Genomic DNA, 17,419 nt, shown 5'->3' with positions numbered 1-17,419 from the left:
TGGTGACCTCCTTTGTTTTTTCTCAATTTGAGTGAATTCTGATTATCTTTTAACGTTTTTTTAGATTATTTATACGAAATGTTATCAGCTTTTAACTTCCTATCGCTACATCATGATATCCTTAGTGCATAATGATTTATAAAGTTAGGATCATCATAGTTGTGATGATGAAAGAATGTTTAAAAAATCCATAATTACTCACGCACCTATTCACTGGTTATCAGATGAAGAGCGTGAAGAAGTCGCAGAAAATACCTTAAGTTGGCTGCTGGAATTAGGTTCAATGACACGACGTTTTGAGCAACATTGCCATCAAGTGACGGTAATGCCATATCAAGAAGGTTTTATTGAATATATCGAGCCTGCTGATGAACAAAAGTGTTTACCTTATAGCCGACGCTATTGGTTAAGAGAAATCGTCCTTTGTGGGGATAATGTACCTTGGTTATTAGGGCGAACATTAGTGCCGGAAGAGACATTAACGGGTGAAGATCGCCAATTAGTGAATTTGCGTACGGTGCCATTAGGACGTTATCTGTTCCAGGAAACAACCTTAAGTCGTGATTTTATTCATATTGGGCAACAAAATGGACATTGGTTACGTCGTTCCCGTTTCCAGCTTTCAGATAAACCTTTATTATTAACTGAGGTGTTTTTGCCTGCATCACCTGTATATAAGCAGTAGTTAGGGGGAGCTAAAATTGGAGGGAAGTATGACGCACAATAAATGGCAGGCGTATAGCCGTTTAATGCGTATAGATAAGCCTATTGGAGCGCTATTATTACTTTGGCCAACGTATTGGGCATTATGGATCGCCGCTAAAGGCTTTCCTGACTGGCATATCCTAATTGTATTTACTCTAGGTGTGTTTTCCATGCGTGCCGCTGGGTGTGTAATAAATGACTTTGCTGACAGAAAAATTGATGGCAACGTTGAACGAACTAAAAATAGACCATTACCTAGTGGTGCTGTAACGGAGAAAGAGAGCAAGATTATCTTTATTGTCTTGGTGCTGTTTTCGTTTGGATTAGTGCTTACGTTAAACACCATGACCATTTGGTTATCTATTGCCGCACTTGCACTCGCATGGTTTTATCCTTTTGTAAAACGTTTTAGTAATTTGCCTCAATTAATTTTAGGTATGGCCTTTGGTTGGTCTATCCCTATGGGATTTGCTGCAGTTTCTGAAACACTACCTTTAGTATGTTGGTTACTCTTTTTGGTCAATATTATCTGGTCTGTTGTGTATGACACTCAATATGCCATGGTCGATCGCAATGATGATTTAAAAATAGGGGTGAAATCGACAGCCATTCTGTTTGGTCGTTACGATAAAATCATTATTGGTATTTTACAGTTAGTAATGTTGGCATTATTAGTGGCGATTGGCATTTTGCTGAATATGAAAGGGATCTATTATTGGTCATTGTTACTCGTGACAGCCCTGTTTATTTATCAACAGAAATTAATTGCTGAACGGGAAAGAGCCCCTTGTTTTCAAGCGTTTATGAATAATAATTATGTTGGTTTTGTTTTATTTGCAGGTATTTTATTTAATTATTTCTAATAAACATATTACCAGCGCTAGCTGATCACTGAAATTGCATAAAAATAAAAGGGATAAGCCAATTGCTTATCCCTTTTCTATTACTGATTATAGCGCGATTTGCTATTAAGCAACTACTTATCCATGTTGGATTCAGGGTTTTCCTCAATCGCTTGTGCTGAATTGTTATCTTCAGTAACGCCTACACTCTCAATGGTTAAACGAATTTCTGGTGACATTAATTTCGCAATAACTTGGTAAAGTGCAGAGGCATCTGCTTTGAGGATATCTTCATTATCTTTGAGATAACCTTCTTCACGCAGTGTAGAAACTAAAGTGGAGAAAACCGCTTTATCAAAGAACTCAGGTGCGTTAATACCATGCAATACAGAAAGTCGTTGCGCCAAAATGCGGCTTTCTCTTTCTAATAGTGCACGGCTAATTTCAGGAGCAAAATTGAGTAGAGAGAGCGTAATACCATAACGCTGTAGCGTTTCTCTAACACTTGCTGCTAAAAGCTGTAATGGGCGAATACGTGCTGGATTGATCCGTAATATGCCATCATCAGCACAGCAAATTAGACGCTGGCGACAAAGCTCACTAATCAGTGTATTAACCACATCAGGTAACTCCTCTTTTTCATAGCGAATAAACAACTCAGCTTTGATAAGAGGGAAAATTAATTCTACCTGTTTCATTAAGTCATCACGGTGAATACGCTCGTGATGCAAGACAATGCTCGCAATTAATGATGGTGTAACCATTAAGTGAATGGTGTTATTGCGATAATAAGTCATCAATACGGCACTTTCACGAGGCAATATAATAATATCACCAAGACTATCCTGCTCAACTTGGAATTTATCTGTTTGCAAGGCGTGTGCTAATAATGTCTCTGAGCTTTTATCGGGGACAACCATATCTGATGAGTAAGGCACATTACGCAGTAACTGTAGATAACAATCTATTTGCTCTAATAATTGTTCTTTAGTTAGTGCTCGCTGACGGGACGCTAGCAACGCCGTAGAGACAAGGTTAATCGCATTAATCGAAGCGGCATTATTAATATTGACCATAATATTATCCGCTAACGCACTAACTGCAGGATTTAACCAGCTTGGACGTTGTGGCTCAATGGGATCAATATCATCGCGCCAGTCAGGCACGGCCTGATTAAGATATTGTGATAGCGAAATAGGTTCACCAAAATTGACATAGCCTTGACCAAGGTTACGTAGTTTACGCAATCCTCTGATCATCTGCATAAAACCTTCTTTCTCTTTTGTCGCACCACGCAACTCTTTGGCATAAGTGGCAACTTCCATGACATGCTCATAGCCAATATAAATGGGAACGATGGAAATAGGGCGTGTCTCACCACGTAACATGGCTTGCACGGTCATTGACAGCGTCCCTGTTTTAGGATCTAACAGTCGACCTGTACGGGAGCGTCCACCTTCAACAAAATATTCAATAGAGTAGCCTCGAGAGAATAATTCACCTAAATATTCCCGGAAGATGGTTGAATAAAGTTTATTTCCTTTAAAGGTTCGACGAATAAAGAAAGCCCCTAAATGACGGAAAATCGGTCCTGCTGGCCAGAAATTAAGGTTAATACCCGCAGCAATATGTGGGGGAACCAATCCTTGATGATAAAGTACATAGGAAAGCAATAAGTAGTCCATATGACTACGGTGACAAGGTACGTAGACAATTTCATGTCCATCTTGCGCAAGTTGGCGCACACGTTCTGCATTAAAAACGTTGATACCTTGATAGAGCTTATTCCATGTCCAGCTTAATACACGATCAGTCATTCGTACCGCTTCATAAGAGAAATTAGCGGCGATCTCTTCCATGATATCAGTGGCATTTTTACGTGCTTTATCAAGCGTAATTTTTTTCGCTTTTGCTTCATCTTCAATGGCTTTTTCAATGGCTTTGGATGCCAATAGTTTATTGAAGAGATCTTGGCGTGCAGGCAGTTTTGGGCCAACTGCTGCTAAACGCTGACGTGAAAAGTGAATACGTGCCACACGCGCAAGTTTTCGAGCAATGCTGGTATCGGTTCCATGTTCATTCGCCATTTGGCGCATGGATACGGTCGGCGAGAAACGGACAAAACTATCTCGACCTAGCCAGAGGATGGCAATAAATTTTTGGATCCCATTTAATAAGCGCAAATGGGGGACGCCATTATGACCTTCTCGACCCGGTGAGCGACCGAACATCACTGAAGCAGGTAACATTTCAATATCAAGATGCGGATTGTTACGATGAGCATCAAGATAAGCATGGAATGTTTTCACTGAATCTTTACGCGGATCGGGAGAGTAGTAACGGAATACTCTAGGACCATCGTCAATAAAGACGTAGGCTGGCAGTTTGGTTCCGTTAATTTCTATGGGTTGCAGAGGATCTGGCAAGCCAAGAGATAAACATTGCTGACGTAATGTCAGTAAGTCTGCTTTAGAGTGATAAGGCAGAACATAAAGGAAAGATCGCGACGTATCTAAGCCTAACTCAGTGATAGGATCAGTCGGAACTCGTTTACTTTTTACCAACAATTTCAGTGGTAAATTCAATGTGTTATAATATAGTTTACGCCAAGCTGACATAAATAGTTGTAGCCTCTTATTAGCAATACTTCGAAAGCATAACAGAAAGTCTTTCGTAGATCTGTGGTGCTGTGACAATATTAATAGAGAAAAGTGGCAAAATAATCGTTTGTTTTCGATAGAGTTTATTATGGCTAATCAAAATAAAGGTCTTACCCGAATCATTAAAGCTGGTGGCTATTCATATCAGGGCTTACGCGCCGCTTGGATCAATGAAGCCGCTTTTAGACAAGAAGCTATTGTGACCTTAATAGCAATTATCCTTGCATTTTTTATCGATGTCAGTGTTCTAGAGCGCATTTTATTGATTGGTTCAGTCGTCTTTGTCGTCATTTTAGAACTGGTCAATAGTGCTATAGAAGCTGTCGTCGATCGCATTGGTACAGAACGTCATGAATTATCAGGACGAGCAAAGGATATGGGATCAGCTGCCGTTCTCGTCGCTATTATATTGGGATTATTTACTTGGGGAACCATTCTTTGGCATCATTTTTTTGCATAAAGTAAAAAAAATCGACAATTGTCGAAAAATAATGCAAAGATGCGTGTTTTATATGCATTTGTAGTTCCCAATCGGCATATACCTGTATATACTCACAGTCTGACTGTATAAACAAACAGGGGGCGGAATGAAAGCATTAACTGCAAGGCAGCAGCAGGTTTACGATTTGGTTCGTGATCACATTTCGCAAACGGGTATGCCACCAACACGGGCGGAAATCGCTTCCCAACTTGGTTTTCGCTCACCTAATGCGGCAGAAGAGCATTTAAAAGCACTTGCTCGCAAAGGCGTGATAGAAATTGTCTCTGGTGCATCTAGAGGTATCCGTTTGCTACTTGAAGAAGAGCCTGAAGGCTTACCATTAATTGGACGAGTTGCAGCCGGTGAACCACTTTTAGCGCAAGAGCATATCGAAAGCCATTATCAAGTTGATCCTATGCTTTTTAAACCGAGCGCAGATTTTTTACTGCGTGTTAATGGTATGTCGATGAAAGATATCGGTATTATGGATGGCGATCTACTTGCTGTGCATAAAACACAAGATGTCCATAATGGCCAAGTGATTGTCGCACGTATTGAAGATGAAGTAACCGTAAAACGATTTAAGAAAGTCGGTAGTAAGATAGAACTGCACGCAGAAAATCCAGAGTTTTCACCTATTATCGTTGATTTACGTGAGCAGAGCTTTACTGTGGAAGGATTAGCAGTAGGGGTTATCCGTAACGGCGAATGGCTGTAATTTGTATCATAATTTGTATCTAAGTCATTCAATACAAATTATTGTATCAGATGCGCCGTAAAACCTCGTCCTCCAGTTCATCAGGGCGGGGAGAACGTCAAAAAGATGCAGATGATGTGTAAAAACATAAAATCATCTGCATTTTCTCTTTTTAATTTATACAAAAAACATATGTTCCGCTGACTTTTTATCTTTTATCTGCTTAACGAGGCTTATAGTCACCGGTTTTTTTCTGCTTAAGATTATCATCCATACTATGATCATGGTGACAACCTTCCGGATGTGTACAGGCTTGGGCTTCATGGCACTGAGCGCACAGCCCATGAATTTCAATTACACTATGGCGTAAATGAAAGCCATTATCTTTAGCGAGTGTGGTGATCACCCCTTCAATTTTATGGCTACTTTTTTCTGTGACTGATAAGCAGCGATCACAAATTAACATCACCGATGTATGCTCAGCATCATCAAAATGATGACAAAGCACATAGCTATTGGTGGATTCTATTTTGTGAATAAAACCTTGTTCAAGTAGAAATTCCAATCCACGATATACGGTAGGTGGTTTAGCTTGAGGCTCTACTTGGCGTAATAAATCTAATAAATCATAAGCGCTGATTGCGGTAGGTTGTTGCATGATCAGACGCAATACTGCCAGACGTTGTGAAGTCAGGCGAACACCTCGTTTCTGGCAGATCTTTTCTGCCTGAGCGAGCAATTTCTCTTCATTCATAGGATAGGATGCTCTCAGACGTGATTAATTACGATGATCTTACCATATTTTTTTTGAGCAAACCTTTGTGGAAAGTGGGATTTTGAGAAAATAACGTTATAAATTGTCATTATCAGTAAATCAAATCTAACCATGGTGAAAGGGGCTAATACTCATTCACAAGACTTATCTTAACGCCAATGATGAACGAGTAATAGTCAATGGGAAATAGACAAGGTGTGACAATAGGATTGGCAAATACGAGGTAAGCATGAAACAAAGAAAAGCCCGTTAATGATATAACAGGCTTTAGCGTTTGATGTTATATGACTTAGAAGATAAGGTAAGTTCTTAAGTAACCGTCAGAACGGAATATCGTCATCAAAGTCCATTGGTGGTTCATTACTTGGCGCTGGTGCCGCTGCGGGTTGTTGTGCTGGGCGAGATGGTGCGCCACCACTAAACTGTTGTGATGCTTGTGGTTGCTGAGGTTGACCCCAACCGCCTTGGCCTTGTGAAGGTGCATTATCTTGACCACCACGGCCACCTAACATCTGCATTGTGCCACCGATATTCACCACAACTTCAGTGCTGTAGCGATCTTGACCACTTTGATCTTGCCATTTACGTGTTTGTAATTGACCTTCAATATAAACTTGTGAACCTTTACGCAGATACTCGCCAGCAATTTCTGCTAGTTTGCCGAAAATGACCACACGGTGCCATTCGGTTTTCTCTTTCATTTCACCGGTTTGTTTGTCGCGCCAGCTTTCTGAAGTTGCTAGTGTCAGATTTGCCACTGCACCACCACTTGGCATATAACGGATTTCTGGATCCTGCCCTAAATTACCGATAAGAATAACTTTGTTAACGCCTCTGCTCGCCATGTGAGGTACTCCTGCGAAAGTAAATTTTTTGAAATCATAAGCGATGAAGTTTATCACGTAAGCTAAAATTTGAATATGATGAGTAATGAATTTCTCCATTGAGAACAGGATCGACATTTTGTTGTCTTAATATGGCAAATTTTCATTATCATTCAGTTTCAATATATATACTGTATATCCATTCAGCTAGTTTTGTGTCATAATTATCCGATTCTTTCTTTTTCGGCGACTCACTTAATCCGGGATATATTCATGGATAAAATCGAAGTACGGGGCGCTCGCACCCATAACCTAAAAAATATCAATTTGGTCATTCCCCGCGATAAACTTATTGTTATTACGGGACTTTCTGGCTCAGGTAAATCCTCTTTAGCCTTTGATACGCTTTATGCGGAAGGCCAACGGCGTTACGTTGAATCGCTTTCAGCTTATGCTCGTCAGTTTCTTTCCTTAATGGAAAAGCCTGATGTTGATCATATTGAAGGGTTATCGCCCGCTATTTCGATTGAGCAGAAATCGACATCACATAACCCACGCTCAACGGTCGGCACCATTACCGAGATCCACGATTACCTACGTCTATTATTTGCACGTGTGGGTGAACCGCGCTGTCCTGATCACGATATCCCTTTAGCGGCTCAAACGGTAAGCCAAATGGTGGATAATGTTTTAGCGCAACCTGAAGGTAAACGCTTAATGTTATTGGCGCCAATCGTAAAAGAGCGCAAAGGTGAGCATGTAAAATTACTCAATAATCTTGCTGCACAAGGCTATATTCGTGCTCGTATCGATGGTGAAGTGTGTGATTTATCAGATCCCCCTACCTTGGAGTTACAGAAAAAGCACACCATTGAAGTGGTCATTGATCGCTTTAAAGTTCGTGACGATCTGGCTCAACGTTTAGCAGAATCTTTTGAAACCGCATTAGAGCTTTCTGGCGGTACTGCTGTTATCTCTGATATGGACGATAGCAGTGCTGAAGATATCGTTTTTTCTGCAAACTTTGCCTGTCCTATTTGTGGTTATAGCATGAGTGAACTAGAGCCACGGTTATTCTCTTTTAATAACCCCGCAGGTGCGTGTCCTACTTGTGATGGTTTAGGGGTTCAACAATTTTTCGATCCTGATTTGGTGATCCAGAATCGAGAAATCTCTCTGGCCGGTGGTGCGATTAAAGGGTGGGATCGGCGCAATTTTTACTATTTCCAAATGTTGCGCTCATTAGGCGAGCACTATCATTTTGATGTTGAAGCCCCCTTTGACTCATTACCCGACAAGATCCAGAAAGTGATTTTATCCGGTTCAGGTAAAGAAAATATTGAATTTAAATACACCAATGATCGAGGGGATGTTGTGGTTCGCCATCATCCTTTTGAAGGGGTATTAAATAATATGGAGCGCCGCTATCGTGAAACAGAATCGAGTGCGGTGCGTGAAGAGTTAGCTAAATATATTAGCAATCGTCCTTGCGCCTCTTGTGGTGGTACTCGCTTACGTCGCGAAGCTCGCCATGTGTATGTTGAAAATACCACGTTACCTGAAATTGCGGATTACAGTATTGGTCATGCGATGAGCTTTTTCCAAAATCTAAAACTCAGTGGTCAGCGAGCGAAAATTGCCGAAAAAGTATTAAAAGAGATTGGTGACAGATTAAAATTCTTGGTCAATGTGGGATTAAATTACCTCACTCTTTCTCGTTCAGCGGAGACATTATCAGGCGGCGAAGCGCAGCGTATTCGCCTAGCAAGCCAAATTGGTGCTGGATTAGTAGGGGTAATGTATGTACTTGATGAGCCTTCAATTGGTTTGCATCAACGCGATAACGATCGCCTACTGGAAACGTTGATCCACTTGCGTGATTTAGGTAACACGGTGATCGTCGTTGAGCATGATGAAGACGCTATCCGTGCCGCTGATCATATTATTGATATTGGGCCGGGTGCTGGCGTTCATGGTGGTGAGATAGTCGCTCAGGGTACACTGGAAGATATTGTTAATAATCCCAACTCATTAACCGGTAAATTCTTAAGTGGCGAACGCCGTATTGCTATCCCTGAAAAGCGTGTTCCTGTTGATCGCGAAAAAATGCTCACTATTTTAGGGGCGAAAGGTAATAACCTAAAAAACGTTAATTTAAAAATACCTGTTGGTTTATTTACTTGTATTACCGGTGTATCTGGCTCGGGTAAATCAACCTTAATTAATGATACGTTATTCCCCATTGCTCAACGTCAATTAAATGGCGCCACTAATAGCGTGCCAGCACCTTATTTAGACGTTGAGGGATTAGAGCACTTTGATAAAGTGATTGATATTAACCAAAGTCCTATCGGTCGTACGCCACGTTCCAACCCTGCGACTTATACCGGAGTATTTACCCCGATCCGTGAACTTTTTGCTGGTGTACCAGAATCACGAACTCGCGGTTATACGCCAGGGCGCTTTAGTTTTAACGTGAAGGGGGGGCGTTGCGAAGCTTGCCAAGGCGATGGTGTATTAAAAGTTGAAATGCACTTTTTACCTGATGTGTATGTGCCTTGTGATCAGTGTAAAGGGCAACGTTATAATCGTGAAACCCTTGAGATTAAATATAAAGGGAAAAATATTCACGAAGCGCTAGATATGACAATCGAAGAAGCAAGAGAGTTTTTTGATGCGGTGCCCGCATTAGCGCGTAAGCTACAAACATTGATTGATGTGGGACTCTCTTATATTCGTTTAGGACAGTCTGCCACTACGTTATCGGGTGGTGAAGCACAACGGGTTAAATTAGCCAAAGAGTTGTCAAAACGGGGTACAGGCCAAACCCTCTATATTTTGGATGAACCGACCACGGGTTTGCACTTTGCCGATATTGAGTTACTTCTTGATGTGCTCCATCAGTTGCGTGATCAGGGTAATACAATTGTGGTGATTGAGCATAACCTCGATGTGATCAAAACCGCTGACTGGATCGTTGATTTAGGGCCTGAAGGAGGCAGTGGTGGTGGTCAGATCTTGATATCCGGTACGCCAGAGCAAGTTGCTGACTTTGAAGGCTCCCACACGGCAAGGTTTTTGAAACCAATTTTAGAGCGCGGTTATTAATAGCACTCGGTTTACGCACTTCTTGTCTAAACGCTACAAATTTTGTTTGTAGCGTTTTTCTTTATAAAAAGGAATTTGATATTTTATTAGAGAAATTAATTCTATTAGATAAAACTATTCTTTTTTCGTCAGTCACGCTGATAGCCGCTTTTTATATAATTAACACTCTTTTTATAAAAAAAAGAATAAATAGTTAATTCTGCTGTTTTATTACATTATTTTAACTAAATACGAGATAACAAAGCTAAATAGAAAGGATTATCATAGTATATCGTGATGCATAGCACAGTTTATTCATGGATTTGTTTCATTTGTTATACTTGACTATTATTGTATAACAATAGTGATATTTTGTTATATTTCAAAGTATTATGTAAATAAAAAGGTTGCCGTAGGGGGAAGGTTATTATTTACTGTTCCCTTTGAACAGATAATCCTACTTTTCTCCTTGTGAGAGAATTATTTCCCAAAACGTTTTCAGCTATCACGATTTATAACAACTTTTTTCTCCGCAATATTTCCTATCATTTACCCATAATAAAAATACCTGCAAAAAGTAAGGCTATTAGGTCATCGCAAAGTTAGATAGTTCTTTTTACCCCCAAAATTCGTTTTGCTATTAACAATTACAATATAAAAAGTGAGTACTAATATGGAAACGGCTTCCTCAAAAACAGAGACAACAAGCTATCCCGCAACTAGTGCTGGCGCTCGCCGAGCAGGTATGACAGAAGAACAATGGCGTGCAGCAATTAAATTTGACGGCAATGATGTGGGCTGGGTTATCATGAGTATCGGTATGGCTATCGGTGCAGGGATTGTTTTTTTACCTGTACAGGTTGGCTTAATGGGATTGTGGGTTTTCTTACTTTCCTCCGTGATTGGTTACCCCGCAATGTACCTTTTCCAACGCCTATTTATTAATACGTTGGCTGAATCTCCTGAGTGTAAAGACTACCCAAGCGTTATCACCGGTTATCTCGGTAAAAACTGGGGTATTTTATTAGGTGCACTCTATTTTGTGATGTTAGTGATTTGGATGTTTGTCTATTCCACAGCTATCACGAATGACAGTGCTTCTTATCTACAAACTTTTGGTGTGACTGACAGTTTATTATCAGAAAATCCATTCTATGGTCTGATTTTAATCTGTGCGTTAGTGGCTATTTCTTCTCGTGGTGAACAATTACTGTTTAAGCTATCAAGCTTTATGGTAATGACAAAACTACTGGTTGTTGCGGCATTAGGTCTTTCAATGATTGGTATGTGGCATCTGTATAATGTTGGCGCATTACCCCCTGCCGGACGTTTAATTAAAGAAGCCATTATCACACTACCTTTTACATTAACTTCTATTTTGTTTATCCAAACATTAAGCCCAATGGTTATCTCTTATCGTAGTCGTAACCAAAATCGTGAAGTAGCGCGTCATAAAGCATTACGTGCAATGAATATCGCTTTCGGTGTGTTGTTCTGTACGGTGTTTTTCTATGCAATCTCCTTCACATTAGCAATGGGACATGATGAAGCAGTAAAAGCTTATGAGCAAAATATCTCTGCATTAGCGATTGCGGCAAAATTCTTCCCTGGTGGTTGGGTAACCGTAGTGAGTGTGATGCTGAATATTTTCGCAGTAATGACCGCATTCTTTGGTGTCTATCTCGGTTTCCGTGAAGCAACACAAGGAATTGTGATGAATATTCTGCAGCGCATGATGCCCGTTGAAAAAATCAATGAAAAATGGGTACAAAACGGCATTATGATCTTTGCTGTGCTGTTAGCTTGGGGCGCCATTATTCTCAATGCACCAGTACTGAGCTTTACCTCAATTTGTAGTCCTATCTTTGGTATGGTCGGTTGTCTTATCCCTGCATACCTAGTGTACAAAGTACCGATGTTACATAAATACAAAGGCGCATCACTTTATCTGATTATCTTTACGGGTCTGCTACTTTGTGTTTCTCCGTTCTTGGCATTCTCATAGTCGTCAACTGCGGTTCGAGTTAGCTGTTATTAAAAACGATATTAATCCAAGGTGTTAGATTATGAGCCAGAACAATAATTCTCATTTATGGTCGCAGTTTATTCGTCAATTACGTGAAGGTGTTAAGCCAGCAGTAGGTTGCACTGAGCCGATTTCATTGGCATTAGCTGCGGCAAAAGCAACCGCATTATTAGCTGAGCCTGTTGTTGGTATTGAAGCGTGGGTTTCGCCTAATTTAATGAAAAACGGAATGGGCGTAACAGTACCAGGAACGGGAATGGCGGGATTGCCCATCGCGGCTGCATTAGGGGCGACAGGGGGCAATCCGGATGCTGGCCTTGAAGTATTACTTACAGCATCACCACAAGCTATCGCTCAGGCTAAGACATTGGTTGCTGAAGGAAAAGTGACGGTTGGCGTGAAAACGCCATGTAGTGATGTACTCTACTCCGAAGCAAAAGTATATGGTCAGTCAGGTTATGCCATTGTCAGTATTGCTAAAGAGCATACCCATGTTGTGCGCTGTGAGTGTAATGGCAAAGTTGTTTTTGAGGATGATAAAACGAGTTTGACTCATGCCGGGGATAGCGTAGAAGAAAAGCCTTTTGCGACGGTTTGTGCTGAAGATATTTATCGCTTTGCACTCAATGTACCTATAGATCAAGTCGCCTTTATGCTTGATGCGGCTTATCTAAATGGTGCTTTATCAGAAGAAGGACTAAAAAATAGTTATGGGTTGGCGATAGGGCGGACGCTGGTTTCACAGCAAGAGAATGGCTTATTAGGTAAGGATTTACTGAGTGAAATCATGATAAGAACGTCTGCCGCTTCAGATGCACGTATGGGGGGCGCTGTATTACCTGCTATGAGTAACTCAGGCTCCGGTAATCAAGGCATTGCTGCAACATTGCCGGTAATGGTAGTTGCTGAATTTATTCAAGCAGATGACGAAACTTTATTACGGGCATTAGTTTTATCGCACTTAATGGCGATTTATGTTCATAGCCATTTCCCACCTCTGTCTGCATTGTGTGCGGCAACCACTGCATCAATGGGGGCGGCTGCGGGTATGGCATGGCTACTGACTAAAGATTTCACCACTGTAAGTATGTCAATCAACAGTATGATTGGTGATATTAGTGGCATTATCTGTGATGGCGCCTCGAATAGCTGTGCAATGAAAGTATCAAGTAGTGCGGCGAGTGCGTATAAAGCCGTTTTAATGGCGATGCAAAATCAAAGTGTAGCGGGCACTGACGGGATTGTCAGTGATGATGTTGATAGTTCAATTGCGAATCTCTGCGCATTAGCCAGTCGTGCAATGCAACATACAGATATTCAAATTATTGAGATCATGGAAGAAAAAGCACGCCGTAATGCCGGGGAAAAGCAGCAAGCTGTCAATGCATAAAAGGCAAAGACCTAAAAAGACAGTGAAAAATGTTGTAATGCAGTAAAGAAAATACCTGCTTATGAAAATAGGCAGGTATTTTTTTAAGCTAATATCAGCAACGAATGGTTGGTTATATTAATTAACTGACGGCTGCAAAGGCTTGTGCAATGCGCTGCACATTATTGTTATTGACACCCGCCATACAAACACGACCTGTACCAATCAGGTAAATACCAAACTCTTCACGTAATCTATCTACTTGCTCTGGTGAAAAGCCGGTATAACTGAACATACCGCGTTGTGTTAATAAGTGATCAAAGTTTTTCTCAGGTAATGCTTCTTTTAAGGCATTAACTAAAGTCACACGCATCTCTTTGATGCGGTCACGCATATGAGCCACTTCTTTTTGCCATTGTGCGGTTAATACATGATCTGATAAAACTTGATTAACCAGTTGTGCGCCATAGTTAGCAGGACTTGAATAGATACGACGTGCGCCCGCTTTTAATTGCCCTAATACATGCTCACACTCTTTCGCGTTATCACATACAATCGATAAGCCACCCGCCCGTTCCCCATAAATCCCGAAGATTTTAGAGAATGAGTTACTGACTAATACAGGTAACCCTGCTTTTGCCATAGCGCGAACCGCATAAGCATCATCATCTAAACTTTCAGCAAATCCCTGATAAGCAATATCAAGGAAAGGGATTGCTTGACGCGCTTTGAGGATCTCAATGACCTGATCCCATTGTGCTTTGGTGAGATCGGATCCTGTTGGATTATGGCAACATGGGTGCATCAGTACGATGCTTTTTTCAGGAAGCTTTTTAAAGCAATCTATTAATGCATTGAATTTGACCCCTTTGGTTTCGGGATCAAAATAAGGATAATAATTTACTTTAAAACCGGAGCCCGCAAAAATAGACGCATGATTGTCCCAAGTGGGATCACTGATCCAAACTTCAGAGCTTGGAAAATAGCGATGTAGAAAATCTGCGCCGACTTTTAGCGCTCCGGAGCCACCTAATGTTTGTATGGTAGCAATCTTTTTGTCTGCAATAAGCGGGTTATCAGCACCAAAAAGGAGAGTCTGTACTTCGTGGCGATAAGGGGCGAGTCCTTCCATTGGCAAATACAGTGTTGCGGTAGGTGTCATCGCATTAAGCTGCTGACGTGCCACAGATACAGTGCCTAGAATGGGGGTTTTGCCTTCTTCATCATAATAAAGACCAATACTTAGGTTAATTTTATCTTGACGTGGATCTTTATTATAGACATCCATTAATGAGAGAATCGGATCTCCCGCAAACGCTTCAACCTGTTGAAACACGGCTTTTATTCTCCAATCACTTTTTGTGTGCCAGATAGATACAATATCTTGTGTGCTATTGTTCGTCTAGGTATTCCATAATGACGCGCGAAGTTAATTTGGTAATTAATTCGTACGCGCTAATACCAGTATATTTGGCAATTTCTTCTACGGGTAGCACATCTCCCCATAAAATAGCTTCATCACCAACACGATCAATTAGCTCAGATCCCAAATCGACGCTGATCATATCCATGGAAACGCGTCCAACAATCGGCACTTTTCGACCGTTGATCCAAACAGGAGTACCAGAAGGTGCACTACGTGGGTAACCATCACCATAACCGATAGCAATAACACCCAGATAAGTATCTTTTTCACTTACCCATGTACCACCATAACCAACGGGTTCACCTGCTTTATGTTTACGAACCGCAATAAGGCTCGTTTTTAGTGTCATTGCCGGGGTTAAACCAAAGTCTTTACCTGTTCTGTTATCACCCGTTGGTGAGATACCGTATGTGATGATCCCAGGGCGAACCCATTGATAATGGACTTGTGGCCAAAATAAAATTCCCGCAGAAGCAGCGATAGATTTATCACCCGCTTTATCTTGGATAAAGGTTTGAAATAGCTGAATTTGATTTTGTGTGACTTCAGGAATATCAGGCTCATCCGCGCGACTAAAATGACTGACCAAATTGACGGGTTGTTGGACATTTTTACAAGCACAAAGTCGTTGATAAAAAGCCTCAGCTTCTTCAGGACGGACGCCTAAACGATGCATTCCAGTATCGAGCTTCATCCAGACTTTTACGGGTTCTTCTAAATCGGCATTTTCTAACGCTTCGAGTTGCTCTTCACTATGAACAACAGTCTCAATATGGTTAACCACCAAAATGGGTAAATCAACAGCATCAAAGAAGCCTTCAAGTAGTAGGATGGGTTTCACAATCCCCCCACTACGTAATGTTAAGGCTTCACCGATACGTGCTACGCCAAAACAATCAGCATCATCCATTAAAGTATATGCTGTTTCTAATAACCCATGACCATAAGCGTTTGCTTTCACGACAGCTATCAGGTGGCTATGTGGTGCATAGTCTCTTACATGCTGAAAATTGTGACGCAGAGCGCGGCGATCTATTACTGCGGTTGCCGCTTTCATGTTATTTCTCTATTTCCTTTTATTCCGTCAAGGTGGATGGTTATTCGTCGTCGTAAGCAGGGCCTGCGTAGTTATCAAAGCGAGACCATTGACCATTAAAGGTTAGTCTTACCGTACCGATAGGGCCATTACGCTGTTTACCAATGATAATTTCTGCCACCCCTTTTAGGTCGCTATTTTCGTGATAAACTTCGTCACGATAGATAAACATAATCAAGTCGGCATCTTGCTCAATAGAGCCCGATTCACGTAAGTCAGAGTTAACTGGGCGCTTATCAGCACGTTGTTCCAAACTACGGTTTAACTGTGACAGAGCGACAACAGGAACCTGTAATTCTTTAGCTAATGCTTTCAAAGAGCGTGAAATTTCAGCAATTTCTAAAGTTCGGTTCTCAGATAATGAAGGTACTCTCATTAACTGCAAGTAGTCAATCATGATTAGGCTTAAACCGCCATGTTCACGATAAATTCTTCGGGCACGAGAGCGCACCTCGGTGGGGGTTAAACCAGAGGAATCATCAATATACATATTACGTTTTTCAAGCAAAATACCCATGGTACTTGAAATACGCGCCCAATCTTCATCGTCAAGTTGCCCAGTACGAATACGGGTTTGATCCACGCGAGACAATGAAGCGAGCATACGCATCATGATTTGGTTACCTGGCATCTCTAAGCTAAAGATAAGTACAGGTTTTTCTTCCGTCATTGCCGCATTTTCGCATAAGTTCATCGCGAAGGTGGTTTTACCCATAGAAGGACGTGCTGCGACAATAATTAAATCTGATTTTTGCAGTCCGGCAGTTTTTTTATCCAGATCTTGATAGCCACTGGATACCCCCGTCACACCATCATGAGGTTTTTGGTAGAGTTGCTCTATTTTTTCAACGGTTTCTTCTAAAATGGCATCAATTGCTTTTGGCCCTTCATCTTTATTGGCGCGGGTTTCGGCAATTTGAAAGACGCGAGATTCAGCAAAATCGAGCAGATCTTCGCTGGTGCGTCCTTGGGGATCAAATCCAGCATCAGCAATTTCATTGGCGACTTTGATCATATCGCGAACGACAGCACGCTCACGAACAATGTCGGCATAAGCGTTAATATTGGCTGCACTTGGCGTATTTTTGGATAGTTCTGCTAAATAAGCAAAGCCTCCAACGCTTTCTAATTCTGCGTTTTGTTCTAGTGCTTCTGATAAGGTTATCAGATCAATAGGTTTACCCAGCTCAAGTAAACGCTGCATTTGCGCAAAAATAGTGCGATGAGGTCGGCTATAAAAATCATCGGCAGTGACACGCTCGGAGACATTATCCCAACGCTCGTTATCTATCATTAGACCGCCTAACACCGATTGTTCGGCTTCTAGCGAATGGGGGGGAAGCTTCAACCCTTCCATTTGGCGATCTTTTATCTCAGACATTAGCTTGTCAGTGGTCTTGTTTCTGGCCATAAATCCTGCACAAAGTCGAA

13 protein-coding genes are annotated in these 17,419 nt (G+C 41.3%); 7 read left to right on the top strand and 6 right to left on the bottom strand.

Annotated elements, in window-relative coordinates; genetic code table 11:
- Positions 1–175: 175 nt before the first annotated feature.
- Together ubiC and ubiA are read left to right on the top strand one after the other, a co-directional pair.
- Entirely contained in the window at positions 176–685 is a 510-nt protein-coding gene (ubiC, locus tag AACQ49_RS06495; RefSeq protein WP_004245914.1) for a chorismate lyase, read from the top strand.
- 28 nt (positions 686–713) lie between these two features.
- Positions 714–1,568 (top strand): 4-hydroxybenzoate octaprenyltransferase, encoded by an 855-nt coding sequence (gene ubiA, locus AACQ49_RS06490; RefSeq protein WP_004249157.1) that lies wholly within the window; start codon positions 714–716, stop codon positions 1,566–1,568.
- Between the two features lie 113 nt (positions 1,569–1,681).
- Here ubiA and plsB read toward each other — a convergent pair whose 3' ends face one another.
- On the bottom strand, positions 1,682–4,165 hold the full coding sequence (gene plsB, locus AACQ49_RS06485; RefSeq protein ID WP_012368492.1) for a glycerol-3-phosphate 1-O-acyltransferase PlsB: 2,484 nt from the start codon (positions 4,163–4,165) through the stop codon (positions 1,682–1,684).
- Positions 4,166–4,295: 130 nt separating this feature from the next.
- Between plsB and AACQ49_RS06480 the strand changes: the two genes are divergently transcribed.
- Both AACQ49_RS06480 and lexA read left to right on the top strand, forming a co-directional pair.
- On the top strand, positions 4,296–4,667 hold the full coding sequence (locus AACQ49_RS06480) for a diacylglycerol kinase (protein WP_161778945.1): 372 nt from the start codon (positions 4,296–4,298) through the stop codon (positions 4,665–4,667).
- Positions 4,668–4,794: 127 nt separating this feature from the next.
- A complete protein-coding gene (gene lexA / locus AACQ49_RS06475) occupies positions 4,795–5,406 on the top strand; it encodes a transcriptional repressor LexA (protein ID WP_004245906.1) in 612 nt (203 codons plus the stop codon).
- Positions 5,407–5,608: 202 nt separating this feature from the next.
- Here the strand turns inward: lexA and zur are convergent, their stop codons facing one another.
- Positions 5,609–6,139, bottom strand: a complete 531-nt coding sequence (gene zur / locus AACQ49_RS06470; RefSeq protein ID WP_161778944.1) for a zinc uptake transcriptional repressor Zur — start codon at positions 6,137–6,139, stop codon at positions 5,609–5,611.
- Between the two features lie 341 nt (positions 6,140–6,480).
- The gene (gene ssb1, locus AACQ49_RS06465) at positions 6,481–7,005 is read right to left on the bottom strand and encodes a single-stranded DNA-binding protein SSB1 (RefSeq protein WP_004249162.1); all 525 of its coding nucleotides are present in this window, start codon (positions 7,003–7,005) and stop codon (positions 6,481–6,483) included.
- Positions 7,006–7,257: 252 nt separating this feature from the next.
- On the opposite strand from ssb1, the gene uvrA reads away from it, so the two are divergent.
- The 3 genes from uvrA to AACQ49_RS06450 all read left to right on the top strand — a co-directional run bounded on the left by uvrA (position 7,258) and on the right by AACQ49_RS06450 (position 13,487).
- Positions 7,258–10,092, top strand: coding sequence for an excinuclease ABC subunit UvrA (uvrA, locus tag AACQ49_RS06460; protein ID WP_004249165.1), 2,835 nt, complete (start codon positions 7,258–7,260; stop codon positions 10,090–10,092).
- A 652-nt stretch (positions 10,093–10,744) separates the two neighbouring features.
- Positions 10,745–12,076 carry an amino acid permease gene (locus tag AACQ49_RS06455; RefSeq protein WP_004249166.1) on the top strand — a complete coding sequence of 444 codons (1,332 nt, stop codon included), beginning with the start codon at positions 10,745–10,747 and terminating at the stop codon, positions 12,074–12,076.
- Positions 12,077–12,137: 61 nt separating this feature from the next.
- On the top strand, positions 12,138–13,487 hold the full coding sequence (locus tag AACQ49_RS06450) for an L-cysteine desulfidase family protein (protein WP_004245900.1): 1,350 nt from the start codon (positions 12,138–12,140) through the stop codon (positions 13,485–13,487).
- Positions 13,488–13,608: 121 nt separating this feature from the next.
- Here AACQ49_RS06450 and AACQ49_RS06445 read toward each other — a convergent pair whose 3' ends face one another.
- The 3 genes from AACQ49_RS06445 to dnaB are packed head-to-tail and all read right to left on the bottom strand — an operon-like array spanning position 13,609 to position 17,399.
- The gene (locus tag AACQ49_RS06445) at positions 13,609–14,802 is read right to left on the bottom strand and encodes an amino acid aminotransferase (protein WP_004250110.1); all 1,194 of its coding nucleotides are present in this window, start codon (positions 14,800–14,802) and stop codon (positions 13,609–13,611) included.
- Between the two features lie 55 nt (positions 14,803–14,857).
- Complete coding sequence (alr, locus tag AACQ49_RS06440) at positions 14,858–15,949, bottom strand: alanine racemase (RefSeq protein WP_129623612.1); 1,092 nt, start codon at positions 15,947–15,949, stop codon at positions 14,858–14,860.
- 40 nt (positions 15,950–15,989) lie between these two features.
- Complete coding sequence (dnaB, locus tag AACQ49_RS06435; RefSeq protein ID WP_004245896.1) at positions 15,990–17,399, bottom strand: replicative DNA helicase; 1,410 nt, start codon at positions 17,397–17,399, stop codon at positions 15,990–15,992.
- Positions 17,400–17,419: the final 20 nt, after the last annotated feature.

It is taken from the genome of Proteus sp. G2675 (genome assembly GCF_963886535.1).
Classification (GTDB): Bacteria; Pseudomonadota; Gammaproteobacteria; order Enterobacterales; family Enterobacteriaceae; genus Proteus; species Proteus mirabilis.
The sequence above is the reverse complement of the archived record's forward strand: the minus strand, read 5'-3'. Positions and strand labels throughout refer to the sequence as shown.

Bases quoted from the DNA above. Each gene is read 5' to 3' on its own strand.
- ubiC (WP_004245914.1), top strand. From the start codon at position 176: ATGTTTAAAAAATCCATAATTACTCACGCACCTATTCACTGGTTATCA.
- ubiA (WP_004249157.1), top strand. From the start codon at position 714: ATGACGCACAATAAATGGCAGGCGTATAGCCGTTTAATGCGTATAGAT.
- plsB (WP_012368492.1), bottom strand. From the start codon at position 4,165: ATGTCAGCTTGGCGTAAACTATATTATAACACATTGAATTTACCACTG.
- AACQ49_RS06480 (WP_161778945.1), top strand. From the start codon at position 4,296: ATGGCTAATCAAAATAAAGGTCTTACCCGAATCATTAAAGCTGGTGGC.
- lexA (WP_004245906.1), top strand. From the start codon at position 4,795: ATGAAAGCATTAACTGCAAGGCAGCAGCAGGTTTACGATTTGGTTCGT.
- zur (WP_161778944.1), bottom strand. From the start codon at position 6,139: ATGAATGAAGAGAAATTGCTCGCTCAGGCAGAAAAGATCTGCCAGAAA.
- ssb1 (WP_004249162.1), bottom strand. From the start codon at position 7,005: ATGGCGAGCAGAGGCGTTAACAAAGTTATTCTTATCGGTAATTTAGGG.
- uvrA (WP_004249165.1), top strand. From the start codon at position 7,258: ATGGATAAAATCGAAGTACGGGGCGCTCGCACCCATAACCTAAAAAAT.
- AACQ49_RS06455 (WP_004249166.1), top strand. From the start codon at position 10,745: ATGGAAACGGCTTCCTCAAAAACAGAGACAACAAGCTATCCCGCAACT.
- AACQ49_RS06450 (WP_004245900.1), top strand. From the start codon at position 12,138: ATGAGCCAGAACAATAATTCTCATTTATGGTCGCAGTTTATTCGTCAA.
- alr (WP_129623612.1), bottom strand. From the start codon at position 15,949: ATGAAAGCGGCAACCGCAGTAATAGATCGCCGCGCTCTGCGTCACAAT.
- dnaB (WP_004245896.1), bottom strand. From the start codon at position 17,399: ATGGCCAGAAACAAGACCACTGACAAGCTAATGTCTGAGATAAAAGAT.